This window comes from Plantactinospora alkalitolerans, assembly GCF_015690345.1.
Lineage (GTDB): Bacteria > Actinomycetota > Actinomycetes > Mycobacteriales > Micromonosporaceae > Plantactinospora > Plantactinospora alkalitolerans.
In genome coordinates, this window is the sequence record NZ_JADPUN010000299.1 from 1 (window position 1) to 11,983 (window position 11,983).

Genomic DNA, 11,983 nt, shown 5'->3' on the forward strand with positions numbered 1-11,983 from the left:
GCCTTCGCCACGGTCGACCCGGCCGGAACGACGCCGACCCCGCTGCCGCACGGCGCCCTGCCCGCCGCCACGGCGGCCGGCGCCGCCGCCCTCGACGCCGGTGTCCACGCCTGGGACATCGCGGTCGCGACCGGTCAGCCCTCACCGCTCGACGACGACCTCGCCGCGCAACTCCTGTCCGTGGCCCGGGCGATCGTCGAGCCGCTGCGCCAGTACGGCGCCTACGCGCCCACGCTGAAGCCCGACGAGAACGACAGCGCCGCGGCGGAGCTGCTCCGCTACCTCGGGCGTGACCCGCACTGGACGTCGGCGAGCTGACGCGTCCCGGGGGCTGTTTCTGTGCCCTCGGCGGCCTCTGGGTGATCCGCCGGCCGGCCGCGCCACGGTCTTGACAATGCCACGGCACGGTCAAATAATTCATCCATTGAACAAATTGGCCCCCGCTGACCAACCGCGCCACCTGCGCCGTATCCGTCAATCCCCCGGGAGGCCCGGTGCCACTCGTCGCCGGGGTCGACTCGTCGACCCAGTCGTGCAAGGTCGTCATCCGCGACGCCGAGACCGGGAAGCTGGTGCGTGAGGGTCGCGCACCGCACCCCGTCGGCACCACCGTGCCGCCGGCCGCGTGGGAGGCCGCGCTGGCCGAGGCGGTCGCCCAGGCTGGCGGACTGGACGACGTGGCGGCTGCCTCGGTCGCCGGGCAGCAGCAGGGCATGGTGTGCCTGGACGCCGACGGCGCGGTGGTCCGGGACGCCGTGCTGTGGAACGACACCCGCTCGGCCGGCGCCGCCGCCGATCTGATCTCGGATCTCGGCGGCGGCGAGGCCGGGCAGCGGGCCTGGGCGGAGGCGGTCGGCCTGGTACCGGTGGCCAGTTTCACCGTCACCAAGCTGCGCTGGCTGGCCTCGGCGGAGCCGGACAACGCCGCCCGTACGGCCGCGGTGTGTCTGCCGCACGACTGGCTGACCTGGCGACTGGCCGGCGCACCGGGGCTGGATGCGCTGCGCACCGACCGCAGCGATGCCAGCGGGACCGGCTACTGGTCGGCCGCGACCGGGAAGTACCGTTCGGACCTGCTCCGGTTGGCCTTCGGCCGGGATGACGTGCTGCTGCCGCCGGTGCTCGGGCCGACCGGTCGGGCCGGGCACCTGCGCACCGGCGCGCCGCTGGGACCCGGCGCCGGAGACAACGCTGCGGCGGCGCTGGGCGTCGGCGCCGAGCCGGGCGACGTGATCGTGTCGATCGGCACCTCCGGCACGGTGTTCACCGTGGCCGACGTGCCGGCCGCCGACCCGAGCGGGATCGTTGCCGGGTTCGCCGACACGACCGGCCGCTTCCTGCCGCTGGTGTGCACGCTCAACGCCGCCCGGGTGCTGGACGCGGCCGCGACCATGCTGCGGGTGGACCACGCAGAGCTGTCCGCGCTGGCGCTGTCCGCCCCGCCGGGCGCCGACGGGCTGGTCCTGGTGCCCTACCTGGAGGGCGAGCGCACGCCGAACCGCCCGCATGCCACCGGAGCCGTGCACGGCCTGACCCTGCGGACCTCCACCCCCGCGCACCTGGCCCGCGCGGCGGTGGAGGGCATGCTGTGTGCACTCGCCGACGGGCTGGACGCAATGGTCGAGCAGGGCACGACGGTCGACCGGGTCATCCTGGTCGGCGGCGGCGCCCGCTCGAAGGCGGTACGCCGGATCGCGCCCACGGTCTTCGGCCGCCCCGTGCTCGTTCCACCGCTGCGGGAGTACGTCGCCGACGGCGCCGCCCGCCAGGCGGCCTGGGTGCTGTCGGGCGGGCAGCGACCGCCGTCGTGGACGGTCGGGCAGGTCGAGACGTACGAGGCGGACGCCGTGCCGACAGTCCGCGAACGGTACGCCGTGGCCCGTGCGAACGTTCCGGACCCATCCGCACGGTAGGTCCGGACTCCGCACACTGGCCCCCGAGCCGAGTCAGGTGACAAGGGTCACGATCGCCATCTGAGCCGACCAAACGCGTGCCCATATAGGCATATGATGACGGCCATGGCACGAGCAGCGACGACGTCCGACGCGTTCAATGCGATCGCCGAGCCGCAACGCCGGGACATCCTGGCGCTGCTGCGGACGGGTGAGCGGCCGGTGACCGACCTGGCCCGGGAGCTGGGGATGAGCCAGCCGCAGGCGTCCAAGCACCTGCGGGTGCTCCGGGAGGTCGGGCTGGTGCGGTTTCGCGGAGCGGGCAAGCAGCGTCTCTACGGCCTCGACGCCCGCGGGCTGCGGCCAATCCACGAGTGGGTCGGCGGGTTCGAGCGGTTCTGGAACGAGAGTTTCGACCGGCTGGACACCTACGTGCAAGAACTGAAGCAGACACAGCAGGAGGAATGAGCGATGGCAGGAGCAAGGCAGAAAACGGGGACGGAGCCGGCGACGGCCGACCGGGAGATCGTGATCACCCGGGTCATCGACGCCCCGAGGGAGCTGGTGTTCGAGGCGTTCACCGAGGTGCGACACCTGTCGCGGTGGTGGGGTCCGGACGGGTTCACCACGACCACGCGGTCCTTCGAGTTCCGCGTCGGCGGAGCCTGGGACTTCGTGATGCACGGGCCCGACGGCACGGACTACTCCGAGTGGATCTCCTGGACCGAGATCGCCGCGCCGGAGCGGATCGCGCTGCTGCACGGTGAGTCCCGCGACGACCCGAACGCCTTCGAGTCGGTCCTGACGTTCGAGCCGGACGGTACGGCGACCCGGATCGTGATGTACACGGTGTTCCCCAGCAAGGAACTGCGCGACGAGGCGGTCGAGAAGTACCACGCCGTCGAGGGCGGCCAGCAGACCCTGGGCAACCTGGCTGCCTACGTCACCGAGATCGTTCGGAAGGGAGCGGAGGACTGATGGCCGGGAAGGTGTTCTTCAGCGTGTCGATGTCGCTGGACGGTTTCATCGCGCCAGAGTCCCCCGAGGACCTGATGGGGAGGCAGTGGGTGGAGCTGCAGCGGTGGATCTTCCCGCTGCGGTTCTTCCGGGAGAACCTGAAGCTCGGCAAGGGAGGCGAGGAGGGGCGCGACAACGAGATCGTGCGGAAGACGTTCGAGCGCACCGGCGCGAGCGTGATGGGCAGGCGCCTGTTCGACGCCGGCGAGCAGGCGTGGCCGGAGGAGGCGCCGTTCCACACGCCGGTCTTCGTCGTCACGCACGAGAAGCGTGACCCGTGGGAGCGGCCCGGCGGGACCACCTTCCACTTCGTCAACGACGGCATCGAGGCCGCGCTCGACCAGGCCCGCGAGGCCGCCGGCGACCGCGACGTACGCATCGCGGGTGGCGGCGCGACGATCCTGCAGTACGTGAACGCCGGCCTGATCGACGAGTTCTCGATCGCGCTGTCGCCCGTGCTGTTCGGCTCCGGAATCCGCCTGTTCGAGGGCGTGGACGCGGGACGCGTGGCTCTGGAGCAGGTGGGCGCCGAGCCCTCGCCGAGGGTGACGCACCTGACCTACGCCGTCCGGGAGCGGTAGGCGCCTCGGGCAGCCGGTCGGGGCGGCCTGGCGGACCGTGGCCTGTCGGCGACCTTGCCCAAATCATCTTAGTCGTTAAGATAATCGCATGGGCATATCGACTGACTTCTCGGTGGCAATCGCCGGCGCCGGCCTCTCCGGCCTCTGCCTCGCCCAGTACCTGATGCGCGCCGGCATCGACGTGCACGTCTACGAACGGGACCCGGGCCCCTTCGTCCGGCGGCAGGGCTACCGGATCATTCTCGACCGGTACGGGCTGGAGGCGCTGCGCGAGAGCCTGCCCCGTCCGCTGTACCGCCTGGCGCTGACCACCGGCGACGAGCCCGGCGGGCAGCTGCGCTTCACCGACAGCCGGCTGCGGGACGCATTCACCATCACCTTCAAGGACGAGCCGCACGCGAGCCGCCAGGTCGACCGGCTGACCCTGCGGTCGATCCTGCAGTACGGACTCGACGGGCGCATCCACTACGGCAAGGCCGCCGTCGCGGTGGACGGCGGCGGCCCGGCCGGGCTGCGGCTGCGGTTCTCCGACGGCGGGGCCGCCACGGCAACCGTCGTCGTGGGCGCGGACGGCGTCGGCTCGGCGCTGCGCGCGCAGCTCATGCCGGACGCGGACCCGGCGAACACCCCGATGGCGGGCATCTACGGCCGGTCGCCCCTGCGGCGGAACGGCGAGAGCGTCATCCCGGACGCGCTGCGTACCAGCGGGGTCCTGGCCATCGCCGACCGGCAGGGCCGCGCCTTCTTCTTCACCTCCATGCGGTTCGGCGAGAGCCCGCGGGAGGCGTTCGCGCGCCTGGCCCCGGGCAGCTATGCGCCCACCGGCGACGACTACGTCATGTGGGGGCTGCTGCTCCGGCAGGAGGAGGTGCCCGTCGGCGTCCGCGGGGACCTGCTGGCGTTGTGGAAACTGGCCGCCCGGAGAAGTGCGGACTTCCACCCGCTCATCCGGCGCCTGGTCGACACGGCCGAGCTGGACGCCACGGTGCTCAACCTCTTCGCCACCGGCCGGCGCCCGCGCCGGTGGGCGGTGCCCCGGGCGACGATGATGGGCGACGCCGTGCACGCCATGCCGCCGTTCGGCGCTCACGGCGGCAACACCGCGCTCCGCGACGCAGCTCTGCTCGGCCACAGGCTGGTCGAGGCACGGGCGAGCGGCGCGCCGGTGGAGGAGGCGATCGCCGGCTACCAGGACGAGATGGTGCCCTACGCCTTCCGCGCCGTCGACACGGCCGCCGGGCTGATGCGCCGCCTCACCGGGGGCGCGGCCGCACCGCACTGGGTGCTGACCCGCGTGTTACCTCGGCTACACCGGGTCACCGTACCGGAGGCATGATTGCGGGTATGTCCCACGAGCCGGCCCGTGCGTCCGCGATCGCCGACCTCATGCGCGCCGGGCGGGAGACGTCGCGGCTGTCCATGGTGTTCCGGTACGCCATCGCGGAGCGGCTGGGCCTCACCGTGAGCGACCTGGAGTGCCTGGACTACCTGGCGGACGTCGGATCCGCCACCGCGGGGCAGGTCGCCGAGCGGACCAACCTCACCACCGGGGCGGTGACCAGCATGCTCCGCCGGCTCCAGCAGGCGGGCTACGTGACGGCCGAGCGCGATCCGGCGGATCGGCGGCGGGTGATCGTCACCCTGCGGCCGGAGCGGGTCGCCGAGTTGGAGCGACCGTACGAGCGGTTCGCCGAGCGGGCGGCGCGACTCGTCGAGGGCTACAGCGTCGAGGAGGTCACGCTGCTGGTCCGGCACTACGCCCGCATGCAGGCGATGTACCTCGCCGAGTTGGACCGCCTCCGCAACGGCGACACCGCGCAGCGGTCTGCCTGACCGGATCACAATGCTCAAACGGCAGATGTACGCCCGGGCCGGCTTCGACCTACTCCGCAAACGGGCCCTACTCGCCGACCGAAGCCTCAGGGGGCGCACGGAACACCACGAGATCGAGCCGGTCGACAACCGGTCCGGCGATGCGTCCCTCATCGGCATCCCTCCGCAGCGCGGAAAGCCCATTCTCGAAGACCTGGTCGGACAAGCCAGCGAGAGGACTCAATGACCGGGCCGTCACCTTCGCCACCAACTCGTCGGCGTTATCCGCGAAGGTCTGCTCAACCTGGACATGGTGCGCCACCACGAAATCCGCGTCAGTCAGCACGCCGACGATCCGCTCCAAGGTGAGACGCACCGCGTTGCCCTCCGCCCAAGCAAGCGGAAAGTACCGATACAGAGGAAGCTCCTGCACCGGGCCGAAGCCTCCACGGATCAACAGGTGGCCCTTCGGCCGCAGAGCATGACGCAGACCGGCAGCAAACGCCGGCAGGTCCCTGACGTGATGAACGACCTGAGAAGCCCACACAGCGTCGAAGGCACCGGCACGAGACGGAATCGCCTCAGCGGCACCGCCGATAACCCAGGTATCCGGGGAGTTCGAGTGAAAGGCCGCTCGCATAGCCGCCGACGGCTCACAAGCGACGACGTTCGCACCGCAAAACCGGGCGAGAGCCTCGCTGAACCTTCCGGTACCGGCACCAAGGTCAAGAATCCGTCCGCCGGCCGAGGGCAGGTACGGGCCTGCTGCAGCCATCCATCTTCCGACGTCTCGCGAACGAAGACCGCGGCCGCGATCGTAGCCAGCCGCCATCGCTGCGCCATACGTCATTGATTCGTTCCCTTCCATCCCGATTCACCGCCCCCGGTCTGGACGAGGCGAAGCGTACCGACGGCACAGGGCGGTCGATGAGGCCGACCGCCGCCGACTCCCCCCGGAAGATCAACATCACGTCGACGGCCTCTGCGCCATCATCGATGCCTGCCCCTGCCCGCACCACAAGCTAAATCGGCGCTGCGGCGGTGCGAGCCGTCGCAAGATCACTCGCAACGTAACCCGGATGGCTCGCAAGATCACCCGCAAGGTACGCCCGGACACCGCAAGGTTCAGGCGGTCCCGACACGCGTTTGTCCCGTCCGGCCGAACCTGGCACTGACCCTCGGTCGCCACCCGCGATGATGCCAGGTTCGCCCGGACGTATCGACCGAGGTCGTCCGGGCGAACCTGGCACCACCCGTGGTCAGCCCGCTTCCGAGCCTCGATCGGCAACGATGGGCGGCATGGCTCGGCGGATGAAACTCAAGACGTGCAACGACCTCCCCGGGGAGGCAAGGTGACTCAGCGTTCGCAGCACCAGCGGGGCCGGTGCCCCGTCTGCAAACGCCTCGTAGCCCTCACCACTGGCGGAAGAGTTGCGCGGCACAACGGCACCATTCGTGCCTACGCCCCGCCGGAGGAGTGCCCGGGGGGTGGACAGCGAGCGGAAGCCACGGGGTCATGAGCAACCGCGCGGCCCTGCGTAGATGCCAAGTCAGTCCGGACACGTGCCACGGTGGCGCCAACTGCAGCCGGACTCCACAAGGTTTGCGCGTGAGCGACAGTCCGTGTCGCGTCGAGTCGAGAATTGTGGATGATCAAAGCGATGACCAGCGGCCTGCAAGGTAAGTCCGGACACTGGTGGATCGAAGTGTCCGGACTTACTCGCGGTTTCCCGGTCAAGCTTCGATCGGAGCGGGTCTGTGCGGTCTTCCTGGAGCGTGATCGGGCTTGGTGGCGGCTGCTGTAGCGGCCCGTTCGATCGTCGCGCGCCGAGCTTCCCAGTAGGCCGTGTCGGGCTGCGCGTCCGCGTATTTGGCCATGAACCCGGTCGAGCCGTCGAGCTGTTCGCGCAGGATGTCGGCGTGTCCGGCGTGCCGGCTGGTCTCGGTGAGAACGTGGACCAAGATGTTGAACAGCTTCACGTTGGGGCGTGGCCACCAGGGCACGTGGCCGGGCGAGTCGATCGCCAGGGCGGCGATCGTCGCGTCCGAGTGCTCCCACACGCGACGGTACCGGTCGATGATCTCCTCGCGCGTCTCGTGCTCGGTCGCCCACATGGCCGCGTCGCCCGCGTCGGCGTCGTCCCAACGGGGCATGGGTTCGGGGAACGGCCGGTCGAAGATGTCGCCGAAGTATCTTGCCTCCGTGATCGACAGGTGCTTGACCAGGCCGAGAAGGTTGGTTCCGGTCAGGGTGAGGGGACGGCGGATGTCGTACTCGGAAAGCCCGTCGAGTTTCCACAGCATCACCTCGCGAATATCTCGCAGATCGCTGTGCAGGTACTGTTTCGCGAAATCATCGATCATGGAGAACGATCCTGCCGTAGGCCGTCAATCTCTCATGGCGGGCATCGCCGTCTGGAGGAGGACTTCGACGGCGTCTGCGACGGCGACGACGGTGTTGTCGGGTCCTGGTTGGTGCTCGGGCCACGATGTCGACTCGGTTTGCAGCCAGATGGTGCGCAATCCAGCGCGGCGTCCGCCGGCGACGTCGAGGATCGGGTCGTCGCCGATCATCCAGCCGCCGCCCGTTATCGATGTGCCGCAGCGCTGCGCGGTGATGCGCAGCGCCTGCGGCGGCGACCAGCGCGGCGTACTTCTCGTTCGGGGTGAGCACCCGGCGAGGCTGGTGTGGGTCACGCAGTTCGTCGTGCGGGCGGTGCTGCCAACGTCGTTTACCGACCGCAGGAGCTCGGATATCGGCTCTGAACTGCGACAACACATAGGATACATATCCGCGATGGCGTTTCAACACCTGGCCTGGCCATCTCCGCGGACCTTGAAGACCGAACGTCTTCTCCACGACGCTAACGTCGGTGGACTTCCTGTCCGCGAGTTGACGCCGGCCCCAGGCCAGTCGCAGAGCTAAGCCGTGAGAAATTGGATACTCCGATCCGCATGTCGTCGCTATGGTCGCGTGGTGGCATACCAGCACCCGCTCGCCTACACATTGGGGCTGGAGGGCGTGGCGTTGCTGCGTGCCTTCGCCGGCGACTACGACCGGGACTTCATCGAAGCGCGTATCAGCGAGGTCCGGCGCCTTCTGGACAGCCCGTCGCTGAACGGTGACGGAGTCATTGCGGCGCAGGTCGACACCGTCGACGGCTACAAGGTGTGGTCGGCGACCTATGATCAACCAGGTAACGGGCTGTTCGAGATCGAAGAACCCATCGTGCACGAGATCCTCGGCTCCCTGCCACCTGGCGTCGCCTTGGACGCGGCTTGCGGCACCGGCCGATACACCGAGTACCTCGCCAAGCAGGGCCACCGGGTTATCGGCGTCGACAGTTCCCCGGAAATGCTGGCCCACGCTCGTACGCGCGTTCCGAACGCGGAATTGCGGCAGGGCGACTTGGATCTGCTTCCCCTGCCTGACGATCACGTCGATGTCGTCGTGTGTGCGTTGGCGCTGACCCATCTTCCCGATGTCGGGCCGGCGATCACCGAGTTCGCCCGGGTCCTGCGTCCTGGCGGCCATCTGGTGATCACGGACGTGCACCACGAGCTCGTGGCATTGGGGTCAGTGCCGCGCGTTCGTTCTGCCGACGGTGATCCTGGGCTGCTGCCTGCGTTCCGTCATCGGGCCAGTGACTATCTGCGCGTCGCCTTGCCATTGGGCCTGCAGCTACGGCGTTGCGAGGAGCCTCGGATGTCCGGCGACGCCAGCGAGGACATGCCCGGGGAGATCGCGACAGGACCGTGGGACGTCTGGCCTTGGTCGCTGCTGGGCATCGTCCCGGCGGCAGCCGGCGCCGCCTGGGACGGAACACCGAGCCAGATAATCTGGCACTTTCAACTGGCTCCGAGCGCAACCGCGGCTGCGGCCCCTCCTTCCATTGCAAGCTGAGCCGGTTCCTGACGCCGCTTCATATCGATGATGTTGCGCGTGGAGCCCGGCCGCCTGGGGCGGCCGGGCTCCAAGACCGAGTCGTGCCGACAATCAGACCGGCTCGAGCGGAAACGGCGTCATTGACGAACTCTCAGATCCGGACTCCACAAGATCATCCACAACATAAATCCGAACTCCACAAGGTTCACGCGGAGGCGACAGTCCGAATGTCCGGTCCACGTGAAGGTGGCACTAATCGTCGCGCGTGAGCAGTTGCGGTGCCAACTAGGTGCGGACGGCGGAAGCGTTTCCGTCCAGGTTTAGTTGGCACCTTCTTGCCGGCGGTGTGCAAAGAGGACCGCTCCTGGAAGGCTCTCGTCGAGGCCGAGCAGCATCTGGGCCTTGACCGTGAATCCGGCATCGCGCAGCCAGGTCGCCATCCGGTCCGGCTGACGGCGGTGCACGTAGACCTTCATCGGATGACCGCCGTAGCCTTCCGTCTTCAGCCGTGACTCATCTCCGACGTGAAAGCCGAGCAACAGAGGTCCATCGGGACGCAGCACCCGCCGAAAGTGGCTAAGAACCGCCGGGATCTCGTCGTCGGGGATGTGGATCAACGACCAGAAGGCGAGCAGGGCAGTGATCGAGGCGTCAGCGAGTTGTAGGTCCGTCATCGAACCCACCTCGAACCGCAGGTCGGGGTGCTCCCGCCGAGCGATGTCGATCATCGCGGGTGACAAATCGACGCCGAAGGCATCGACGCCCAGCTTATGCAGGTGGGCAGTGACATGGCCTGGTCCGCAGCCCACGTCCGCCACCGGGCCACCGCCGGCGGCGTGGACCAGATCGGCGAACAACGCCAACGCCGCGAGCAGATAGGGCTCCCCAGCCAAAGCCACCCGTGTGTAGTCGGAGTAACTGTCGGCGACCGTGTCGTAGGAGATCCGGATGTCTGCCAACCAGTCGTCCGCTCGCCTGCTCCGTGACCCAGAAGTGCCGCCGCCTTCCAACCGCGTTCCGGTATCCGTCATCGTTCGGCTCCTCCTCGTGAACTGGTGCGGACGCGTAGGTCTCGGAAGCCGCGCAGGCTACCAGTTTCCAAGCCAACTTCGGTGAACCGAGCACCCACCTTCGAGGTTTGACACCGCCCTGGCCGTCACCAGCTACAGCGAGACAGACGCCAGATGTCGGAGACCAGTGCCAACACAATCCGGACGGCGCCACCACTGGTGCCAACAACCGTGGACGGTGCCAGCTTCATGTGGACCGGACAACCGAAACGACCGTTTTGGGCTGGGCGGAACGGCGTGAATCAATTAGAATGGGTGTACTAAAACGGCTTCTGAACTGGGAGGACAGCCGTGCCAGAGCCCGTCTCCACCGCGCCCTCTCCCGCCCCCCTGCCCTACGCCACCCTGCTCGCCTTCACCCGCTACGTCGACCGCACCGGTCCGGCCAAGGCCACCTTCGTCGGCGGCCTCCGCAAGCAGCGGGCAAGCCGGTCCGGCTTCAACCCGCACGGCCAACTCGTCAAGGCGCTCAAGGCCGACATCGCCTTCCGGACCGGCGGCCGGCACCTGGCGGAGATCGCCGGTGTGGTCAAGCCGCGCTGGCGTCCGCTCTACGAGACCCTGGTTCCCGGCACGGTGAGTTTCCTGCACTCGCTCGGCGACCTGTCGGCGGTCGAACTCGCACAGACCCATGACGCCCTGGGGATGGTCGGCGAACTGCCGGTGAAGATCAATCCGCATCTCGGGCTGCGCTACGACGACGGACGGCGGGAGGCCGTCCGGCTGCACTTCGACGAGCAGCCACCGAGCCAGGAGGCGCTGCTGGCGACCCTGCACCTGATGAGCCGGCAGATGGACCAGGTGCTGCCCGGCGCCGATCCGGTGCTGGTCGACGTACGCCGGGGTGTCGTACACCACCGCGATCCGGCGGTCCGCGCCGACCAGGTGGAACGCTGGCTGGCCGGTGAGGCCGCCGCGTTCGCCGCGATCTGGTCCACCGCCGCGTAACCCACCGGTGGTCGTGGACCCGATGGTGGTCGTCGCGGCTCCCCACGCGACGACCACCATCGGCCGGCCGCGCGCCCATTGACCGGGTGCGCCCATTGACTGGCCCAGCCGCCCGGACGGCTGGCAGGCTGGTTCCATGGCGGTCGACATCGTCTACGAGACCCACTCGCTGACCACCGACAACGAGGCGGGCCTCGCCACCGGCTGGTTGCCCGGCGAACTCTCCGCCGCCGGCCGGCAGTACGCCCGCGAACTGGGCGAACGACGCCGGGGCGACGGCCTTCAGGCGGTCTTCTGCTCCGATCTACGCCGCGCGGTCGAAACCGTGGAGATCGCGTTCCCGCTCCGCGATCTGCCGGTGCACCGGGACACCCGGCTGCGGGAGTGCGACTACGGCGAACTGAACGGCATGCCCGTGGCCGAACTGGCCCGGCTGCGCGGTCGGCACCTCGACGAACCCTTCCCCGGCGGGCAGAGCTACCGACAGGTGGTCGAACAGACCCACGGATTCCTGCGCGACCTGGCAGCCGGCTGGGACGGAACCCGAATCCTGATCGTGGCGCACTCCGCCAACCGCTGGGCTCTCGATCACCTGTTGCACGGAACCCCGCTGGCGGACCTGGTCGCCGCCGCCTTCGACTGGCGACCCGGCTGGTCGTACCGGCTTCCGTCCGCCTGGGGCAGCGACCGGCCGCCGCCGGCGCGGGCCCAACTCGGGCAGCCCGCGCCGGAAGGTGGATAACTCGCGGGCATCCGCCGCCCCGGCCTGCCTATCCT

At 69.1% G+C, this 11,983-nt stretch carries 13 protein-coding genes and 1 pseudogene; 10 read left to right on the forward strand and 4 right to left on the reverse strand.

Going from position 1 to position 11,983, the window contains the following annotated elements; genetic code table 11:
• The 7 genes and pseudogenes from I0C86_RS33725 to I0C86_RS33755 all read left to right on the forward strand — a co-directional run.
• Positions 1 to 318, forward strand: a pseudogene (locus I0C86_RS33725) (TIGR03086 family metal-binding protein); the annotation flags it as partial.
• A gap of 176 nt (positions 319 to 494) precedes the next feature.
• Entirely contained in the window at positions 495 to 1,913 is a 1,419-nt protein-coding gene (locus I0C86_RS33730; protein WP_196205357.1) for a xylulokinase, read from the forward strand.
• A 105-nt stretch (positions 1,914 to 2,018) separates the two neighbouring features.
• Positions 2,019 to 2,360, forward strand: a complete 342-nt coding sequence (locus I0C86_RS33735) for an ArsR/SmtB family transcription factor (RefSeq protein ID WP_196205358.1) — start codon at positions 2,019 to 2,021, stop codon at positions 2,358 to 2,360.
• A 3-nt stretch (positions 2,361 to 2,363) separates the two neighbouring features.
• A complete protein-coding gene (locus I0C86_RS33740) occupies positions 2,364 to 2,870 on the forward strand; it encodes an SRPBCC family protein (protein WP_196205359.1) in 507 nt (168 codons plus the stop codon).
• Complete coding sequence (locus I0C86_RS33745; RefSeq protein ID WP_196205360.1) at positions 2,870 to 3,490, forward strand: dihydrofolate reductase family protein; 621 nt, start codon at positions 2,870 to 2,872, stop codon at positions 3,488 to 3,490. Before I0C86_RS33740 ends, I0C86_RS33745 begins: the two co-directional genes overlap by 1 nt.
• Positions 3,491 to 3,578: 88 nt before the next feature.
• Positions 3,579 to 4,826 (forward strand): FAD-dependent oxidoreductase, encoded by a 1,248-nt coding sequence (locus I0C86_RS33750; protein WP_196205361.1) that lies wholly within the window; start codon positions 3,579 to 3,581, stop codon positions 4,824 to 4,826.
• An 8-nt stretch (positions 4,827 to 4,834) separates the two neighbouring features.
• The gene (locus I0C86_RS33755) at positions 4,835 to 5,323 is read left to right on the forward strand and encodes a MarR family transcriptional regulator (RefSeq protein WP_230395228.1); all 489 of its coding nucleotides are present in this window, start codon (positions 4,835 to 4,837) and stop codon (positions 5,321 to 5,323) included.
• Positions 5,324 to 5,390: 67 nt separating this feature from the next.
• On the opposite strand, the gene I0C86_RS33760 is transcribed toward I0C86_RS33755, so the two are convergent.
• The 3 genes from I0C86_RS33760 to I0C86_RS45245 all read right to left on the reverse strand — a co-directional run bounded on the left by I0C86_RS33760 (position 5,391) and on the right by I0C86_RS45245 (position 7,999).
• Entirely contained in the window at positions 5,391 to 6,170 is a 780-nt protein-coding gene (locus I0C86_RS33760) for a class I SAM-dependent methyltransferase (protein ID WP_323374000.1), read from the reverse strand.
• An 866-nt stretch (positions 6,171 to 7,036) separates the two neighbouring features.
• Positions 7,037 to 7,666: a DinB family protein gene (locus I0C86_RS33765; RefSeq protein WP_196205364.1), complete on the reverse strand. Its 630-nt coding sequence runs from the start codon at positions 7,664 to 7,666 to the stop codon at positions 7,037 to 7,039.
• 24 nt (positions 7,667 to 7,690) lie between these two features.
• Complete coding sequence (locus I0C86_RS45245; protein WP_323374001.1) at positions 7,691 to 7,999, reverse strand: HAD hydrolase-like protein; 309 nt, start codon at positions 7,997 to 7,999, stop codon at positions 7,691 to 7,693.
• A 280-nt stretch (positions 8,000 to 8,279) separates the two neighbouring features.
• Between I0C86_RS45245 and I0C86_RS33775 the strand changes: the two genes are divergently transcribed.
• Positions 8,280 to 9,206, forward strand: a complete 927-nt coding sequence (locus I0C86_RS33775; protein WP_196205365.1) for a methyltransferase domain-containing protein — start codon at positions 8,280 to 8,282, stop codon at positions 9,204 to 9,206.
• Positions 9,207 to 9,508: 302 nt separating this feature from the next.
• On the opposite strand, the gene I0C86_RS33780 is transcribed toward I0C86_RS33775, so the two are convergent.
• Entirely contained in the window at positions 9,509 to 10,219 is a 711-nt protein-coding gene (locus I0C86_RS33780; protein WP_088947684.1) for a class I SAM-dependent methyltransferase, read from the reverse strand.
• 330 nt (positions 10,220 to 10,549) lie between these two features.
• On the opposite strand from I0C86_RS33780, the gene I0C86_RS33785 reads away from it, so the two are divergent.
• Positions 10,550 to 11,206 carry a hypothetical protein gene (locus I0C86_RS33785; protein WP_196205366.1) on the forward strand — a complete coding sequence of 219 codons (657 nt, stop codon included), beginning with the start codon at positions 10,550 to 10,552 and terminating at the stop codon, positions 11,204 to 11,206.
• 136 nt (positions 11,207 to 11,342) lie between these two features.
• Complete coding sequence (locus I0C86_RS33790; RefSeq protein WP_196205367.1) at positions 11,343 to 11,948, forward strand: histidine phosphatase family protein; 606 nt, start codon at positions 11,343 to 11,345, stop codon at positions 11,946 to 11,948.
• Positions 11,949 to 11,983: the final 35 nt, after the last annotated feature.